Genomic DNA, 16,478 nt, shown 5'->3' with positions numbered 1-16,478 from the left:
AGTGCTGTGACACCACAAAGTAATTCCCTGACCTTATCCGGAGTTCCCCGCCATGACCATGAAACAGATCACCGCAGTCATCAAGCCATTCAAGCTCGAAGAGGTGCGTGAGGCACTGGCAGAAGTGGGTGTGACGGGCTTGACCGTGACCGAAGTCAAGGGTTTTGGTCGTCAGAAGGGCCACACCGAGCTGTATCGCGGTGCAGAGTACGTGGTTGACTTCCTGCCTAAGGTCAAGATCGAAGTCGTGGTCAAGGCTGACGACGTCGAGCGCTGCATCGACGCCATCGTCAACGCTGCCAAGACCGGCAAGATCGGTGACGGCAAGATCTTTGTGACGCCGGTGGAGCAAGTGGTGCGCATTCGCACCGGCGAGACCGACGAAGCCGCCGTCTGATTTTTCAGATTTCCGGCGAAACGCCGCCAGGGCCTGGTTCCAGGTCGGGCGGCGTTTGTGCTTTCAGACGGGCTTGTTCGGCCGCCAGGCTGTCGAGCAGGGCAGGGATGTCACTGTTCACTTGCAGCAACTCTTGCACATCGGGCCACAGGAAGCCCCCATCACGGCAATCGTTGATGAAGCGCAGCAGGTTGTCGTAATACCCAGCCACGTTCAGCAGACCCACGGCCTTGCGGTGGTAGCCCAGCTGGCGCCAGGTCCAGACCTCGAAGATTTCTTCCATCGTGCCGATGCCGCCAGGCAGGGCGATGAACATGTCCGACTGCATGGCCATGCGGTGCTTGCGCTCATGCATGCTGTCCACAACCTGCAGGTCGGTGACGCCGCCGTGCCCCAGCTCTTTCTGGATCAGCCGCTCAGGAATCACGCCGATCACCTCGGCACCGGCCGCCAGTGCGGCGTCGGCCACCGCGCCCATCAGGCCTGTGCTGCCACCGCCGTACACCAGTCGCCAGCCGCGCAGACCAATCTGACGTCCGACCTCGCGGGCCGCAGCCAGGTGAGCCTCGTCGTGCCCGTTGCGGGAGCCACAGTAAACACAGAGAGACAGGGTCATGCGGGCACCTGTTTGCGGTTGTCGATGATGCGTGTGCCGCAGATCAGGTCATGCAGAAACTGCCCTTGAGGCAGCAAGCGTGTCAACGCGGCATAGATGACGATCCACGCGAGCATGACGCCATATAGCAGTCCGGAATTGTGCATGCCAGTCAGCTGCTCGGCGGCCCAAGCGGTGACCCAAGCGGGCATGAACCACAGCCAGCTCAGCATGAAGCGCCCCAAGGCCTGGCGTGGCGAGATGGGTTGACCGTTGGCAGCCAGCACGCGCAGTTGCCAGGTCTTGAGTGCCAGGGTCTGGCCGCCGTGCGTCCACATCCAGATGAAGTAAAGCGCCAAAGCCAGAAACTGCACGGCCATCATGCCTTCGCGTCCGTGCAGCCCATGTTGCTGGTTCACGCTGATGCTGTACACCGCGCCAACCACCATCACCAAGCCAAACAGCAGGACGCCTTCATACAAAAAAGCGGCCATGCGGCGTAGCACGGCTGGTGCAGGACCTTGTGCACGTTCGGCGCAAGTGTTCGCGCCGAGGCCGCCTTGCTCGGGAATTTTGAGAAGTGACATGGAAGATCAGGGAAGGGAGCGTGTCGCCTGGCTGGCACTCGTGTTGGCGGCTTTGGGGGGCATCTCAGGCTGCGAGGGGGATGAACCAACTGCCGCGGCAGTTTGGCGAGGCAACAATGTTACCGGGTTGACCAGTGCTTTGTCGGCGCTGATCTTGGGGCGCCCCGTCTGTTGATGTGCGGGCGGCATCGGGGGCTGGGTCAGCAGCATGGTGGTGGCACCAGGGCCCGCCTGCACGGTCGCCGGTGCGACGACCTTGGGCGCAATCACGGCAGCACTGCTGCCATGCGGTGCCGCATTGACCTTGCGACCACCGTCTGCCGTGATAGGCAAACGCTTGGCGCTGAAAGCTTGCTTGGCCTCTCGTGGGCCAGCCACGTTATCGGGCAGATACACCGGATGCGCTTGGCGGTGAGCCTGCCGGGTCAGCTCTTGGCGTGCCTCTGCTGGCAGGGCGCGATAGGCTTCCCATTTGCGCTGGCGCTCTTCCGGCGACAACTGTCGGGCTTGCTGGAATCGCAGGCGTGCTTCCCCGCGCTTTTGAGCCGACAAGTTGGACCAACTGGTCATGCGATCGCGCATGCGCGCCTGTTCCGTCGGTTTCAGCGAGTCATAGCGATTGGCGACGTTGACCCATTTTTGTCGAACCACATCGTCCATGGATGCCCAGTGACTTGCCAGTGGGGCCAGCACTTGACGGTGATGTGGGGGCAATTCCAACCATTCGGGCGCGTCTGTTGCAGGCGCCGCAGTAGCGGGCGTCGGCGTGTGCCCGGGTGACTTTTGTGCGTAGGCGAATCCCGTGGTCAAAGCAACAAACAACGCAAAACCTGCCATCAAGCGGGCATCTATCGGTCCGGGCCAGGTGCATTGAGTCATGGGTTCGTGGTCGCTCCTAAGTCGCGCATCAAGGTGTGGAGGACGCCGGTGCGGTTTCCGTGGTCTTGAGGTCGCCGTCCGCTTCAGGCGGCATGTCCTCAACAGCACGAACGGTTGGACCAGTGTCGCCCTTCAGATAGGCTTCGAATCCAGGGTCCGAGTAGGCGTCAGGTGGAAGTTCGTCTGTCAGCAGAGCCATGTCGACATCCGTGGTGGCTTCGACTTGCTCCTGCTTTTGGTAGTGGTTCACGCCCCACAGTCCACCCAACAGGGCCAAAATGGGGAGCACCGTCGCCAAACGCCAGCCCCAACCCAATGGGCCGTCGTCCATTTTTCGACCATGGGATGGCGAGCGAGCCTGAGCAGCTTCACGCCATGCGGGGATGCCTGCAGAGGGGCCGGTAAACGATCCGCCTGCACCGGCAAGAGTCAGTTCGGGTTGCATGACGGGCACCGAGACATGTGCTGCCTCGGTGCCCGCGCTCAGGCGGCCGGCCAGCGCAACGCGAATCGCCTGCTCACGCGCGACGCGCAAGCGCTCGGAAATGTCATGCGGAAGGCTCTGCGCACCTGCATCCAGGCGCGCGCTCAAACGCATCGCGAAACGAGCCTCAATGGCCTCGCGCTGTGCATCAGTCAACGGTGATGGAGTGGTGCGGTTTTTCACAATGTGACGCCTTTGGATTGAAGTGCCTTGGCCAATGCCTGTACAGCACGCGAGCAATGGGTTTTCACACTCCCTTCGGAGCATCCCATCGCGGCGGCCGTTTCGGCGACGTCCAGTTCCTCCCAGTAACGCAGCAGGAAGGCTTCTCGTTGACGTGCGGGCAGCTTTTCGATTTCCTTTTCAATCAGTTGCAACATTTCTGTGCGACTGGCGCCATCGTCAGCACCTTCTGTGCCAGCTTCGTCTGACCTCAGGACGGACAGGAGGTCAAAGTCCCCATCTTCGTCCTCGGCAGAGGATTCAAGTTCCCCGATGTTTGTAAAGACGGCCTTACGGACCTTTTGCCGCCGAAACCAGTCCAGTGTGGCGTTGGACAGGATCCGCTGAAACAGCATGGGCCACTCGTTGGGTGGCCTGTCCGCGTAGCTTTGGACCAGTCGAATCATCGCGTCCTGCACGATGTCCAAGGCTGCGTCCTCATCCCGCACGGCAAAGACCGTGCGTTTGAATGCACGGCGCTCAACGCTGATCAGGAAGGCGTTGAGGTCCTGTTCGGTGGATGGTTTGGCGGGCGCGTTCAAGGCTAAAAGCTACTGCGATTTGCGGAGCGAATTATGCACGCCGCGTTTGATTCGGCGCCAGAAACAAGCTGAATTGTTGAATTGATGCCAAGGGGTGCGATAATGTCAGCTTTTGCGTCATCTCGATCTGGTCTGAATCTGTCCGCCCAACCGGCGTCAGTGGCAGGCCGCGCACGCTCCAAATCCGCCTCACAAGGGCGAGCACGCTGGCCATCCGTGGTCGCAGTGCTGTCGGGTTGAACACTGTGTTCAGCACGATGTAGAGGGGCACCGATCGTTTTTCGTTAGAGAAATTCGGAAAGGTTTCATTCATCATGGATACGACTAACGCCCACGGCGGCGACATCCTCAACGGTTCTGAGATTCTGGTCCGCTGCCTGCAGGCCGAGAACACCAAGTACATCTGGGGTTACCCAGGCGGCGCAGTGCTGTACATCTACGACGCGCTGTACAAACAAGATTCCATCGAGCACGTGCTCGTGCGCCACGAACAGGCTGCCGTTCACGCTGCTGACGGTTACGCACGTGCCACAGGCGAAGTCGGTGTGGCGCTCGTGACCTCCGGTCCAGGCGTGACCAACGCGATCACCGGTATCGCCACCGCCTACATGGACTCCATCCCGATGGTGATCATCACCGGTCAGGTGCCCACGGCCGCCATCGGTCTGGACGCCTTCCAGGAATGTGACACCGTCGGTATCACCCGTCCCATCGTTAAGCACAACTTCCTGGTCAAGGACGTGGCCGATCTGGCCGAGACCATGAAGAAGGCCTTCCACATCGCCCGCACCGGCCGTCCAGGCCCTGTCGTGGTCGACATACCGAAGGACGTGTCGCTCAAGACCACCGCTTTCCACTACCCCGAGTCGGTGGAAATGCGTTCGTACAACCCCGTGCGCAAGGGCCACGGCGGTCAGATCCGCAAGGCAGTTCAGTTGATGCTGACGGCCAAGCGCCCCTACATTTACACCGGCGGCGGTGTGATCCTGGGCGAGGCCTCCAAGGAACTGCGTGAACTGGTCAGCATGCTGGGCTACCCCAGCACCAGCACCCTGATGGGCCTGGGTGCCATCCCTGCTTCGGACAAGACCTTCCTGGGCATGCTGGGCATGCACGGTACGTACGAAGCCAACATGACCATGCAGAATGCTGACGTGGTCATCGCCATCGGTGCTCGCTTCGACGACCGCGTGATCGGCAATCCTAAGCACTTTGCTCAAGTCGAGCGCAAGATCATCCACATCGACATCGACCCCTCGTCGATCTCGAAGCGCGTCAAGGTCGACATCCCCATCGTGGGCGATGTGAAGGACGTGCTGCTGGAAATGATTGCTCAGATCAAGGAAACCAACCAGCGCGTCGAGCCCAAGGCTCTGGAAAGCTGGTGGAGCCAGATCAACGAGTGGAAGAAGCGCGAGTGCCTGAAGTTCAAGACTTCGACCGAGGTGATCAAGCCTCAGGCCGTGATCGAGAAGCTGGCCGAGCTGACCAAGGGCACCGACTACTACATCACGTCGGACGTCGGTCAGCACCAGATGTTCGCCGCGCAGTACAGCAAGTTCGAAGAGCCTCGTCGCTGGATCAACTCCGGCGGTCTGGGCACCATGGGCGTGGGTCTGCCTTACGCCATGGGCATCAAGCTGGCCAAGCCTGAGTCGGACGTCTTCTGTATCACGGGCGAAGGCTCGATCCAGATGTGTATTCAGGAACTGTCGACCTGCAAGCAGTACAACACGCCTGTGAAGGTCCTGGCTCTGAACAACCGCTACCTGGGCATGGTGCGTCAGTGGCAACAGCTGGAATACTCCGGCCGTTACTCGCACAGCTACATGGACGCGCTGCCTGACTTCGTCAAGCTGGCCGAGGCTTATGGCCACGTGGGTCTGCTGATCGAGCGTCCGGAAGACGTCGAAGGCGCCCTGCGCGAAGCCATCAAGCTGAAGGATCGCACCGTGTTCCTGGACATCCGCACCGACCCCACTGAAAACGTGTGGCCGATGGTCAAGGCCGGCAAGGGCATCTCCGAGATGCTGCTGGGTTCCGAGGAACTGTGATCGTCAGACACTGAGCCAGACCCGGCATGGGTGACGCAGATGCAGGCAGACACTTGCCGGTGTCTGTCGGGCCTCTGTGAAGCCCTTGCCGGACCAACAAGACAACGCATTCATCGCACTACGCGGCCACGGCACTGCGGTTACCGCCGCAGTGGCTCAAGAGCCCGAAAGGACGATCAACATGAAACACATCATTGCCCTCCTGGTTGAGAACGAAGCCGGCGCCCTGTCGCGCGTGGTGGGTCTGTTCTCTGCCCGTGGCTACAACATTGAGAGCCTGACCGTGGCCGTGACCGAAGATCCTTCGCTGTCGCGCATGACCATCGTCACGCATGGCTCGGATGACGTGATCGAACAGATCACCAAGCACCTGAACCGACTGATCGAAGTCGTCAAGGTGGTCGACCTTTCCGAAGGCCCCTACACCGAGCGTGAGCTGATGCTCATCAAGGTTCGTGCGGTGGGCAAGGAGCGCGAAGAAATGAAGCGCATGGCCGACATCTTCCGTGGTCGCATCATCGACGTGACCGACAAGACTTACACCATCGAATTGACGGGTGACGCACACAAGCTGGATGCCTTCATTGAAGCCATCGACCGTGCCGCCATCCTCGAAACCGTGCGCACCGGGACCAGCGGGATCGGGCGCGGCGAGCGCATTCTGCGCGTCTGACTCTCCGCAGTCTCCCCAACCCCGCTATCTCATTGAACAACCTGCCTGATTTTTTCGGGCATTCAACAGCTACCGACGGAGCTACAAACATGAAGGTCTATTACGACAAGGACGCCGATCTGAGCCTGATCAAGGGCAAGAACGTCACCATCGTGGGTTACGGTTCGCAAGGCCACGCTCACGCCCAAAACCTGCGTGACTCGGGCGTCAACGTGACGGTCGGTCTGCGCAAGGGTGGTGCATCGTGGTCCAAGGCTGAAGGCGCTGGCCTGAAGGTCGCTGAAGTCGACGAAGCCGTGAAGGCCGCCGACGTCGTCATGATCCTGTTGCCTGACGAAAACATCCCTGAGGTGTACAACAACAACGTCGCCCCCAACATCAAGAAGGGTGCCACGCTGGCTTTCGCTCACGGCTTCAACGTGCATTACAACCAAGTCGTGCCTCGCGCTGACCTGGACGTGATCATGGTTGCCCCCAAGGGCCCTGGCCACACCGTGCGTTCCGAGTACCTGAAGGGTGGCGGCGTGCCTTCCCTGATCGCTGTGTACCAAGACGTGTCCGGCAAGGCCAAGGACATCGCTCTGTCCTACGCTGCGGCCAACGGCGGCACCAAGGGTGGCGTGATCGAAACCAACTTCCGTGAAGAAACCGAAACCGACCTGTTCGGCGAGCAAGCCGTTCTGTGCGGTGGCGCGGTTGAACTGGTGAAGATGGGCTTCGAAACCCTGACCGAAGCTGGTTACGCTCCTGAAATGGCCTACTTCGAGTGCCTGCACGAGCTGAAGCTGATCGTCGACCTGATGTACGAAGGCGGCATCGCCAACATGAACTACTCGATCTCGAACAACGCCGAATACGGCGAGTACGTGACGGGCGTGGAAGTGATCAACGAGAAGTCGCGCGAAGCCATGCGCAACGCTCTGAAGCGCATCCAGACAGGCGAATACGCCAAGATGTTCATCCTGGAAGGCCGCACCAACTACCCAAGCATGACCGCTCGTCGTCGCCTGACCGCCGATCACCCGATCGAAAAGGTCGGTGCCGAACTGCGCGCCATGATGCCTTGGATCGCCAAGAACAAGCTGGTCGACCAGTCCAAGAACTGATCCGGGAGCCGGCATCCGCCGGTTTCTGCTCAGACAAAAAAGCCGCCGAGGTGCAAGCCCGGCGGCTTTTTTCATGGTGCCGAGGCGGCGGTCATGGCGCAGGCTGCGGGATGTCTTGCCAGCCACCGCCGATGGCTTTGTAGAGCATGACGGTGCTCAGGGCTCGCGCGGTTTGGGCCTGCACGAGTTCGTCTTCACGCTGCAGGGACGACAGGCGGGCTTCCAGCACGGGTGCGAGCAAACCACGCCCTTCGGCAAACAGACGCTGCGCGTGTCGGGCGCCATCATCGGAGGCCTTCCAGGCGCTGGTGAGCAGTGTGGCGCGTTCGTCCAGTGCGCGGCGTGCGGCGTAGGCGTTCTCGACATCTTCGAGCGCGGTCAGGACCGTTTGTTCGTACTGAATGCCTGCGCCCTCAAGGCGGGCGTCGGCCTGACGGATGTTGGCCCGAATGCGGCCGCCTTCAAACAGCGGCACCTGGACGCCCGCGCCCCATGAGGTGAAGCGGCCGCTGGTTGTGGCCAGGTCGCCGAGTTCGACGCGACCATCATTGGCCAGAAAACCCAGGTAGAAGCGGGGCAAGAGGTCGGCCTTGGCGCTGCCGAGTCGGGCGGCCAATGCGCGCACTTGATTGGCGCTGCCTCGCACGTCGGGGCGGCGCTCGAGCACGTCAGACGGCAAGACCGTGGGCAGCTTGGCCGGGATCACGGTGGCATCGGCCGGGGCTTGCGCGGTGGGGGCGGGCAGGGCGGTCAAAGCCTCGGGTGCTTGACCTGTGAGCACGGCCAAGCGACGCAGGCGTGCGCTGAGCAAGGTGTCCAGTGGGGCCTGCATGGCGGCCAGGGCGTCAACTTGGCTGCGTGCCCGGTCCACGTCATAGCGAGTGGCCTGGCCAGCATCAAAGCGGCCTTGGGCGTAGCGCTGCAGCTGGCGCGCGGTGTCCAGGCTTTGGCGGAGCAGGCGTTGCCGGTGCTCGATGCTGCGTGCTTCGATGTAGTTGTTGGCAATTTCACCGGCCACCATCAACTGGGCGCCGTGTTGTTTTTCTTCGTAGGCCAGTGCGGCTTGGCGAGCGGCGTCGGCATCGCTGCGGCGCGCACCAAAGACATCAATCTCCCATGCTGCGGCCACACCAAAGGTGCTGACATTGGCGCTGGGTGCGTCATCGATCTTGGCAGGGATGGCGGGCAGGGTCACGCCTGGCAACACAGGCGTGGCGGCCATGCCGGGGCCACGCAATTCATCAGGCTTGATTCGTCCCGTGGCGCCAAAGCCTTTGAGTGTGGGGTACAGCGCGGATTCGGCCTGTGTGATGACGGCACGGGCTTCCTTCACCCGGGCCAGCGCCATGCGAACTTCGGTGCTTTGCGACAGGCCTCGTTCGATGAGGCGCTGCAAGGTGGGGTCTGCCACCCCCAGCCACCACTGTGCGATGTCGGCGTTCACGGTGGTGCTGGGCACCTGCGTGAAGGTTTGTGGCGTGTCCGGCGCTTTGGGCATGTCCACCGCGATGGTGGCGCATCCACTCAAGGCCAAGCACGCACACAGTGCAGTCAGTGAAAGGCGAGGTGCAAGGGTGGCTGGTTGTGTCATCTCACAGAGCGGGCGCTTGCGGGTGGCGCTTGTTGGCATTGGCCAGCAATTGGGCAAATGCCGCAGACGCCAGGCGGGTGCGCGTACTTTCGTTGGGGTTGGTCAGGATCACCGGCACCTGGGCGCCCAGCACGATGCCGGCGATGTCGGCATGTGCGAGGTGTGCCATCTGCTTGATCAGCATGTTGGCGGCTTCCAGGTTGGGCACCATCAGGATGTTGGCGCGTCCGGCGACGTGTGAATTGGGGTACTTGCGGGCCGCGACCTCGGGGCGGATGGCCGCATCGAAGGTCATGGGGCCATCAACCAGCGCACCAGTGATGTGCTCGCGCTCGTACATCTTGCACAGCACAGCGGCATCGGCCGACGAGGCCAGATTGCTGTTGAACTCTTCTGCAGCCGAGAGGATGGCGACCGATGGGTTGTCGAAGTGCAGCAGGTTGGCCAGATCGATGGCGTTTTGAACGATGTCGCGCTTGTCTTCCAGAGAGGGGCTGACGTTGACTTCGGCGTCGGTGATCATCAGCGGGTGCTCGCAGGTGGGCACGTCCACCACATAGGCGTGCGACATGCGGCGGGCCGTGCGCAGGCCGCCTGCGTGGCGCAGCACCAGGTGCAGCAGGATGTGCACGGGGATGGCACCTTGCATGATGGCGCCCACTTCTTTGGCGCGCGCCATTTCCACGGCCACGTGTGCAGCCTTGACGGCGGTGGGCGCGTCGCGCCATTCGCAGCCAGCCAGGTCAATTTGTGCCTCGTCGGCCAGCTTGCCAATGTGGGCGCGTGGGCCGATGACGATGGGCTTGATGAGACCGGCGCGGGCGCACTCCATCATGGCGACGAGGTTCTCGGCCGTGTCGGGATTGACCACGGCGGTGCGTACGGGCTCGTCACCTTCGATGCGCGACACCAGCCGTTCAAAACGCTCGTGACGCATCAGGCCCAACTCGGGCAGCGCGGCCTGTGGGCGGCTGACCTTGGTGGTGGGGGCCATGATTTCAGCTTCACCCAGAATGACCGGTTTGCCGTGCTGGTTGCTGCACACGCAGTCCAGCAGCACCATGTTCTTGGGGCGCTTTTCCTTGACGGTGAGCGTCACGGTGATGATGTCGCCCAGGTACACGGGGCGCACAAAGCGCAGGGTCTGGCCAACGTAGATGGTGCCGGGGCCGGGCAGCTGGGTCCCCAAAATCGTCGAGATCAAGGTGCCGCCCCACATGCCGTGGCCGATCACTTTCTGGAACGGCGTCTCGGCGGCGTAGGCGTCATCAAGGTGAGCGGGGTTCACATCGCCACTGAGGATGGCAAAGGCGTCGATGTCGTCCTTGGTCAGCGTGCGTGTCAACGAAGCAGTGTCTCCCACTTGCAGTTCGTCGTAGGTCCGGTTCTCCAGCAGCGTATGAGGGTTCGGGCTCAGGTTCATGCTTGTTTAATCGTTCTGTAGGTCGGTTCAAGTCGCCAGACGGGTGTGTTGGGCGCGCTCGAAAGGCAACCGAAGAGTTTCGCGTGAACCTGTGACAGGACGACCACCGGGTTGCGGGGAGAATAAACCCAGGTGTCGCATTGGCATCCCACCGATTCCGGCGGGTGGGCGTGAACACACAAGCATGGCTGGCAAAGGCTGGCGCATCAGTTCATCCTTGTTTGGCCAGCATCGACCGAAAACGATGCAAGGCCAGTGCCAGAAACAGTGCGCCGGCAGCCGCCACAGCCAACAATTGCGGCCACACGATGTCGAGGCCTGCGCCCCGATACAACACGGCTTGGGTGAGCTTGACAAACTGGGTCGTTGGCGAAATCTGCACGATGTCCTGGATGGCCAGTGGCATGCTTTCCACCGGCGTGGCAGCCCCCGACAGCAGGTACAGCACGACGTAGACCGGCGCAGCCAGAAGGCCAAATTGCGGCATGCTCGCTGCCGTGGTCGCCAACAAGATGCCCAATGAGGTCACGGCAAACAGGTACAGCGCAGCACCAGCAGCAAACAGCCAGATGGAGCCAGCCAGCGGCACCTGTAACCATTGGTGGATCACCAGCCACAAGGCCAGGAGTGATGCCAGCAGGATCACACCCCCATTGGCCAGGATCTTGCCCATGGCGATTTCGCTGGGGCGCACGGGCATGACCAGCAAGTGCTCGATGGTGCCGTGCTCACGCTCACGAATCACGGCTGCGCCCACCAGGATGATGGACAACACCGTCACGTTGGTGACGATGAGCATGATGGACGTGAACCAGTGAGACTGGTTGTTGGGATTGAAGAGCAGGTGAATGACCGCCTGTGTGGGCAGCATGGATTCCAGCCCGCGTTGATGGAAGAAATCCAGCAGCTCTTTCAGGAAGATCTCGTTGAGGTAGAGCACGCCCAGCCCGGCCTGGGTCATGGCCGTGGCGTCCACGCGCACCTGGATGGCGGGTGCGCGGCCGGCCAGCACATCGGCCTCGAAGTTGGCGGGGATGTCGATCACGAAGATCAGGTCGCCACGGTCCAGCGCGGGGCCGGCCTCTTCATGGGTCACGTCCACCGGGGCTTTGAAGTAGGGGGCGCGGATGGCATCTCGCAGTCGGAAGGAGAGGGCAGAGCGGTCACTGTCAATGATGCCCACCGAGGCATTGGCCACCTCGGCCTTCACGCCCTTGGCGGTGGTGTAAATGGCCACCGTGAAGGCAAACACGATCAAGGCCATCAGGGGCACATCGCCCAGCAGGCTGCGAAACTCTTTGACGGTCAGGCGGGTGACGTTGCGAATCCAGGTCCACATGGTTCAGTCCTCCTGCTTGCGAACGGCCAGTCGCGCCAGCACCAGGTAACTTAGCCCGAACCCGATCAGAGCGGCGTACATGGGCAAGAAGCTGCCTACGCCCAGACCCTTGGTGAACGCGCCCAAACTGATCAGCTGGAACCACGACGCAGGAAAGCCCAGGCCCACCCACTCAGCCCCGCCGGTCAGTGTGGAGACCGGGTAGAGCAAACCGGAGAAGTTCACGGATGGAATCAGGCAGATGATGGCCGAGGCGAACGATGCTGCGACCTGCGACTGCAGGAAGGCTGAAATCAGCAGTCCCAGTGCGGTGGTGGCAAAGACAAAGCACAGTGCACCCAGGCTCAGGCCGACGAAGCTTCCCTTCAGCGGAACTTGCAGCAGCGTGACCGACAGCAACACCAGCGTCAGGTAGCTCACCATGGCCAGCCCGATGTAGGGCAGTTGCTTGCCCACCAGAAACTCGCCAATGCTGGCCGGTGAGGCGTACAAGTTGATGATGGAGCCCATCTCCTTCTCACGCACCACCCCTAGCGCGGTCAGCATGGCGGGGATGATGATGAGACACAGCATGACCAGGCCTGGGGTCGAGGCGTAGATGCTGCGGAACTCCTGGTTGTAGGTGAAGCGGGGCTCCATCTTGGCGGGGAGTGTCAGCTGCGTTGCACCCGGTGTTTCTCGCATCAGGCGTGCCGTGTGTTCCAGCAGAATGCCGCGCGCATAGCCCCGTACGTTTTCGGCGGTGAAGGGCTGAGCCCCATCAAGGTACAGGCCGATGTCGGGATGGCGTCCGGCCTGCAGGTCCCGACCAAAGTTGGGCGGAATCTCGATGACGAGTGACACATCGTGCTCTTGCAATCTCCGGTTGATGTCCTCGGTGCCCAGCAGCGGACGTTTTTCAATGAAGTAACGAGAGCCGGCAAAGTGTTCGATCAGCCGGCGGCTGTCATGGGTCTGGTCGCGGTCGAGTACGGCAAATCCGATCCGCTCGATGTCGAACGAGATGCTCCACGCAGCTGTCAGCAGCAAGATGATGGGCCCCATGATGGCAAAGGCCAGACGGATGCGATCACGCTTGAGTTCCATGGCCTCACGCCGGGCAAAGGCCCACATCCGCGCAAACCAGGTGCTCAGTCGGTCGCTGACATCCGGGTGCGCGGCAGGTGCTGCGGCTTCGGGGGCGGGCGCCGGGCTGGCATCGGCTTGCACCTTGGCTGCCTGATGCGCGGTCTCGACCGTGTCGTCTGCTGCTTCCAGGTAAGAAATGAAGGCGGCTTCCAGCGTGTCGGCGTGTTGGTGGCTGCGCAGATCGTCTGGCGATCCCACGGCCAGCACGCGACCTCTGTGCATCAGGGAGATGCGGTCGCAACGCTCGGCCTCGTTCATGAAGTGCGTGGACACGAAAATGGTGACCTGCTCCTCACGAGACAGCTTGATCAGGTAGCGCCAGAACATGTCCCGCGCGGCCGGGTCGACGCCAGAGGTTGGTTCGTCAAGGATCAGCACCTCCGGCCGATGCAGGCAGGCTGCCGCCAGTTGGAGGCGCTGTCGCATGCCCAGGGACATCGACATGGGGCGCGCGGACGCATGGTCAGCCAACTCGAAACGGGTCAGGCTGGTGCGCACGGCCTCCATCGCAGCGTTGCCTTCCAGCTGATACAGCTGGGCGTGCAGCATCAGGTTCTGCTCGACCGACAGTTCTTCGTAGAGCGAGAACGACTGCGACATGTAGCCGACCCGCATGCGTGTGCGCAGGTCCTTGGCATCAATCGGTTGACCCAGCAGGCGCGCTTCCCCCTCGCTGATGTCCAGCAAGCCGGTGAGCATCTTCATCGTGGTGGTCTTGCCGCAGCCGTTTGAGCCGAGGAAGCCGAAGATTTCGCCGCGTTCGATGCGGAAGTTCACGTCCTGCACCGCCACGAAGTCGCCGAAGCGACGGGTCAGTCGTGAGGCCTCGATGGCATGGGGGCCGGTGGCTGGTGGCCGGGGCGGGATGATGAGGGGCTCACCGCTGCCGCGTTGATCCGGGGGGAGCAGGTCAATGTAGGCCGCTTCCAGCGTATGGGATGGGGTGCGCTCCAGTACCTGGCTGGTGTGATCAAACACCAGAATGTGCCCATCGTTCATGGCCACAAGGTATTCGAAGCGTTCGGCCTCTTCCATGTACGCGGTCGCCACGATCACGGTCATCGTGGGGCGCTCGCGGCGCAGGCTTTCAACCAGCGACCAGAATTGCCGGCGCGACAGCGGGTCCACGCCGGTGGTGGGTTCGTCGAGGATCAGAAGGTCCGGGTCGTGAACAAGTGAGCAGCACAAGCCGAGCTTTTGCTTCATGCCGCCCGACAGCTTGCCGGCCGGCCGGTCACGGAACGGTGTCAGGCCTGTGGCATCCATCAGGCGCTGGGTGCGGCTGGCACGCTCGGCCTCGCTGTGTCCGAACAGTCGGGCAAAGAAGTCGATGTTTTCTTCCACCGACAACGTGGGGTAGAGGTTGCGGCCCAGGCCTTGCGGCATGAAGGCCACACGGGGGGCCAACTGGGCACGGTCTTTGGCGTGGGCCACGTCCAGACCCAGTACTGAAATCTGGCCTGCTTGCAGGCGCTTGACCCCGGCAATGAGCGACAGCATGGTTGACTTGCCGACGCCGTCCGGGCCGACCAGCCCAATGGTGCGGCCCGCCGGCAAGGTCAACTGAACGTCTTGCAGGGCAACGGTGTCGCCATATCGGTGCGAGACGCCGGTCAGCACCACCGCAGCGGATGCGGTGGCCGAGGCGTCAGCTTGGTGTTCGCGCATGCTCAATGGGCAGAACGTTGCTCAAGGGTGGGCAGTTTGACGGCCAGGCGTTCCGGCCAAGCCACGCCTGGCTCGACGCGCACAAAACCATTGCCGGTCAAGCCCGCCTTCACGTAAGGTGAAAACTGCTTGGCCACTTCGGCTGGGACCTGAAGCTTGACGCGGTACACCAGCTTGTCGCGCTCGACACTGGTTTCGACGTACTTGGGGGTGAACTGCGCTTCAGCCGCAACGAACGAGATGCGCGCCGGGAAGGTGTAGCCGGGCAAGGCGTCGAGCACGATGCGCGCTTCGTCGCCCACCTTCAGCTTGCCGATGACCGCCGTGGGCAGGAACACCGTCATGTGCACATCTGACGTGTTGAGCAGCGTGGCCACGCGCCCGCCGGAGGGCAGCACCGAGCCAGGCTCCACCACGCGGTATTCCACGCGGCCGCTGACCGGCGCACGTAAGCTCATGTCGGCAATGACCGCATTCAGTCGCTGGATCTGAGCTTCGGCCTCGGCCTTGGCGGCTGTCGCCTCACCAATGGCGGCGGTGGCAGCCATCACTCCGGCTTTTTCGCCGTCTCGCTGGGCAGCGCGACGCTCGACCTCGGCGCCAGACACCAGGGCATCCTTGCGCAAACGTTCGGTGTGATCCAGTTCCAGTTGTGCCAGCTTGGCCTGCACCTTGCGCACATCGGTTTCGGCATGTGCGCGTGCCATGGCCTGCGTGGCACGCTGGCGTGCGGCTTCCACGGCGGCACGTTGCGCCAGCATTTCGGCGGTGTCTTGCTGGGCGATCAGATCACCGGCCTTGACCTCATCGCCTTCACGAACGGGCAACTCGGTGATGCGGCCGGGGTACTTTGCGGCCACCTCAATGCGTTCCACTTCCAGCCGACCGTTGCTGCCCAGCAAGCCCGCAGGCAAGCGATCACGCTGGCCCTGATACCACCAGGCACCCGCTGCCGTGGCAATGGCTGTGAGGGCCAAGGCCCAACCGATGGCTTTCTTGTTCATTGTCCGGACTCCAGAGCCGCTGCGCGCAACTGGTTGCGCAGCGATGGCTTGATGAATTTCAGAATGGTTTCGACCCGCTCTTCATGCGACTGAGGCGGCAGACGCCGGTCCAGCACCGTTTCTGCGAGTCGAAAGTTGATGAGCTGGTGAATGAGGTGAAACGACAGCAGGCGTGTGTCGATGTCATCGGGGCCTCGCCCGGTGATGCGCGCCACCACGTCGTTCAGCGTGGTCTGCACCGGGTTCAGCACACGTGTGAACAGGCCTTCAAACGCATCACCGTGCTCGGTCTGAATGCGAAGGAAGAACTGGATCCAGGTGGCCGGGATGTCGTTGCTCAGCAAGATGCGGGCTTGCGAGTCGATGAACGTCAGCACCAGTTCGATCAATGCCTCGCGCTCGGTCGTTGCTGCAGCACCGGTGACCAGGGCGCTCAATGGCTGAGAGTGAACGGACTGGATGAAAGCGCCCAAATGGTTGGCAGCCTCCACATACAAGTCGTCTTTCGACCCAAAGTAATAGGGGATGGAGCCCAGGTTCATACCGGCCGCTTGCGCCACCATGCGGGTGGTGGTGGCGTCATAGCCATGCTTGCCGAACAGGTCCAGCGCTACTTTCAGCATGCGCTCACGCGCCAGGGCTCCCTTCGGGGAAACCTCGTGCAAGTCACCCGGGGTCGGGTGCTGAGCGTGAGCGATGGCGCGTGTGGCCGGCATGCGATGTGTGGGCAGTTGATGCCTCACAGCATCGCATGTTGTGGAAAGTTAATCAACTGTATAAATTGAT

Annotated in this window: 16 protein-coding genes; 4 read left to right on the top strand and 12 right to left on the bottom strand. The window is 61.9% G+C overall.

What is annotated here, in order from left to right; all coding sequences use genetic code 11:
- Window positions 1-58: 58 nt before the first annotated feature.
- Window positions 59-397 carry a P-II family nitrogen regulator gene (locus ACOYNB_RS03775; RefSeq protein ID WP_374255868.1) on the top strand — a complete coding sequence of 113 codons (339 nt, stop codon included), beginning with the start codon at window positions 59-61 and terminating at the stop codon, window positions 395-397.
- Between the two features lie 4 nt (window positions 398-401).
- Here the strand turns inward: ACOYNB_RS03775 and ACOYNB_RS03770 are convergent, their stop codons facing one another.
- From ACOYNB_RS03770 to ACOYNB_RS03745, 6 genes are read right to left on the bottom strand one after another with little or no spacing between them, the layout of a single operon-like run.
- Window positions 402-1,013, bottom strand: coding sequence for a TIGR00730 family Rossman fold protein (locus ACOYNB_RS03770; protein WP_374255768.1), 612 nt, complete (start codon window positions 1,011-1,013; stop codon window positions 402-404).
- A complete protein-coding gene (locus ACOYNB_RS03765) occupies window positions 1,010-1,579 on the bottom strand; it encodes an RDD family protein (RefSeq protein WP_422837784.1) in 570 nt (189 codons plus the stop codon). Before ACOYNB_RS03765 ends, ACOYNB_RS03770 begins: the two co-directional genes overlap by 4 nt.
- Before the next feature lie 6 nt (window positions 1,580-1,585).
- A complete protein-coding gene (locus ACOYNB_RS03760; RefSeq protein WP_422837783.1) occupies window positions 1,586-2,458 on the bottom strand; it encodes a DUF3106 domain-containing protein in 873 nt (290 codons plus the stop codon).
- A 28-nt stretch (window positions 2,459-2,486) separates the two neighbouring features.
- A complete protein-coding gene (locus tag ACOYNB_RS03755; protein WP_422837782.1) occupies window positions 2,487-3,098 on the bottom strand; it encodes a DUF3619 family protein in 612 nt (203 codons plus the stop codon).
- A 23-nt stretch (window positions 3,099-3,121) separates the two neighbouring features.
- On the bottom strand, window positions 3,122-3,706 hold the full coding sequence (locus ACOYNB_RS03750; RefSeq protein ID WP_422837781.1) for an RNA polymerase sigma factor: 585 nt from the start codon (window positions 3,704-3,706) through the stop codon (window positions 3,122-3,124).
- A 31-nt stretch (window positions 3,707-3,737) separates the two neighbouring features.
- Window positions 3,738-4,022, bottom strand: coding sequence for a hypothetical protein (locus tag ACOYNB_RS03745; protein WP_422837780.1), 285 nt, complete (start codon window positions 4,020-4,022; stop codon window positions 3,738-3,740).
- Here ACOYNB_RS03745 and ACOYNB_RS03740 point away from each other — a divergent pair.
- The 3 genes from ACOYNB_RS03740 (at window position 4,021) to ilvC (ending at window position 7,539) form a co-directional block, all read left to right on the top strand.
- Window positions 4,021-5,760 (top strand): acetolactate synthase 3 catalytic subunit, encoded by a 1,740-nt coding sequence (locus tag ACOYNB_RS03740; protein ID WP_422837779.1) that lies wholly within the window; start codon window positions 4,021-4,023, stop codon window positions 5,758-5,760. The two genes, ACOYNB_RS03745 and ACOYNB_RS03740, sit on opposite strands and share 2 nt — an antisense overlap.
- 181 nt (window positions 5,761-5,941) lie before the next feature.
- Entirely contained in the window at window positions 5,942-6,433 is a 492-nt protein-coding gene (ilvN, locus tag ACOYNB_RS03735; protein ID WP_374255758.1) for an acetolactate synthase small subunit, read from the top strand.
- An 89-nt stretch (window positions 6,434-6,522) separates the two neighbouring features.
- Window positions 6,523-7,539, top strand: a complete 1,017-nt coding sequence (gene ilvC, locus ACOYNB_RS03730) for a ketol-acid reductoisomerase (RefSeq protein ID WP_422837778.1) — start codon at window positions 6,523-6,525, stop codon at window positions 7,537-7,539.
- Between the two features lie 91 nt (window positions 7,540-7,630).
- On the opposite strand, the gene ACOYNB_RS03725 is transcribed toward ilvC, so the two are convergent.
- From ACOYNB_RS03725 to ACOYNB_RS03700, 6 genes are all read right to left on the bottom strand, one after another.
- A complete protein-coding gene (locus ACOYNB_RS03725) occupies window positions 7,631-9,130 on the bottom strand; it encodes an efflux transporter outer membrane subunit (RefSeq protein WP_422837777.1) in 1,500 nt (499 codons plus the stop codon).
- Window position 9,131: 1 nt separating this feature from the next.
- Complete coding sequence (locus ACOYNB_RS03720; RefSeq protein WP_422837776.1) at window positions 9,132-10,553, bottom strand: bifunctional enoyl-CoA hydratase/phosphate acetyltransferase; 1,422 nt, start codon at window positions 10,551-10,553, stop codon at window positions 9,132-9,134.
- Window positions 10,554-10,764: 211 nt separating this feature from the next.
- Window positions 10,765-11,892 (bottom strand): ABC transporter permease, encoded by a 1,128-nt coding sequence (locus ACOYNB_RS03715; protein ID WP_422837775.1) that lies wholly within the window; start codon window positions 11,890-11,892, stop codon window positions 10,765-10,767.
- 3 nt (window positions 11,893-11,895) lie between these two features.
- Window positions 11,896-14,688, bottom strand: a complete 2,793-nt coding sequence (gene rbbA, locus ACOYNB_RS03710) for a ribosome-associated ATPase/putative transporter RbbA (RefSeq protein ID WP_422837774.1) — start codon at window positions 14,686-14,688, stop codon at window positions 11,896-11,898.
- Between the two features lie 2 nt (window positions 14,689-14,690).
- Complete coding sequence (locus tag ACOYNB_RS03705; protein WP_422837773.1) at window positions 14,691-15,692, bottom strand: HlyD family secretion protein; 1,002 nt, start codon at window positions 15,690-15,692, stop codon at window positions 14,691-14,693.
- A complete protein-coding gene (locus ACOYNB_RS03700) occupies window positions 15,689-16,408 on the bottom strand; it encodes a CerR family C-terminal domain-containing protein (protein ID WP_422837772.1) in 720 nt (239 codons plus the stop codon). The genes ACOYNB_RS03705 and ACOYNB_RS03700 overlap by 4 nt, the downstream gene beginning before the upstream one ends.
- Window positions 16,409-16,478: the final 70 nt, after the last annotated feature.

The sequence above is a fragment of the Aquabacterium sp. genome, from assembly GCF_049317225.1.
Classification (GTDB): domain Bacteria; phylum Pseudomonadota; class Gammaproteobacteria; order Burkholderiales; family Burkholderiaceae_C; genus Aquabacterium.
This window is presented reverse-complemented; position numbering and strand designations above follow the sequence as displayed.

Bases quoted from the DNA above. Each gene is read 5' to 3' on its own strand.
- ACOYNB_RS03775 (WP_374255868.1), top strand. From the start codon at position 59: ATGAAACAGATCACCGCAGTCATCAAGCCATTCAAGCTCGAAGAGGTG.
- ACOYNB_RS03770 (WP_374255768.1), bottom strand. From the start codon at position 1,013: ATGACCCTGTCTCTCTGTGTTTACTGTGGCTCCCGCAACGGGCACGAC.
- ACOYNB_RS03765 (WP_422837784.1), bottom strand. From the start codon at position 1,579: ATGTCACTTCTCAAAATTCCCGAGCAAGGCGGCCTCGGCGCGAACACT.
- ACOYNB_RS03760 (WP_422837783.1), bottom strand. From the start codon at position 2,458: ATGACTCAATGCACCTGGCCCGGACCGATAGATGCCCGCTTGATGGCA.
- ACOYNB_RS03740 (WP_422837779.1), top strand. From the start codon at position 4,021: ATGGATACGACTAACGCCCACGGCGGCGACATCCTCAACGGTTCTGAG.
- ACOYNB_RS03745 (WP_422837780.1), bottom strand. From the start codon at position 4,022: ATGATGAATGAAACCTTTCCGAATTTCTCTAACGAAAAACGATCGGTG.
- ilvN (WP_374255758.1), top strand. From the start codon at position 5,942: ATGAAACACATCATTGCCCTCCTGGTTGAGAACGAAGCCGGCGCCCTG.
- ilvC (WP_422837778.1), top strand. From the start codon at position 6,523: ATGAAGGTCTATTACGACAAGGACGCCGATCTGAGCCTGATCAAGGGC.
- ACOYNB_RS03725 (WP_422837777.1), bottom strand. From the start codon at position 9,130: ATGACACAACCAGCCACCCTTGCACCTCGCCTTTCACTGACTGCACTG.
- ACOYNB_RS03720 (WP_422837776.1), bottom strand. From the start codon at position 10,553: ATGAACCTGAGCCCGAACCCTCATACGCTGCTGGAGAACCGGACCTAC.
- ACOYNB_RS03715 (WP_422837775.1), bottom strand. From the start codon at position 11,892: ATGTGGACCTGGATTCGCAACGTCACCCGCCTGACCGTCAAAGAGTTT.
- rbbA (WP_422837774.1), bottom strand. From the start codon at position 14,688: ATGCGCGAACACCAAGCTGACGCCTCGGCCACCGCATCCGCTGCGGTG.
- ACOYNB_RS03705 (WP_422837773.1), bottom strand. From the start codon at position 15,692: ATGAACAAGAAAGCCATCGGTTGGGCCTTGGCCCTCACAGCCATTGCC.
- ACOYNB_RS03700 (WP_422837772.1), bottom strand. From the start codon at position 16,408: ATGCCGGCCACACGCGCCATCGCTCACGCTCAGCACCCGACCCCGGGT.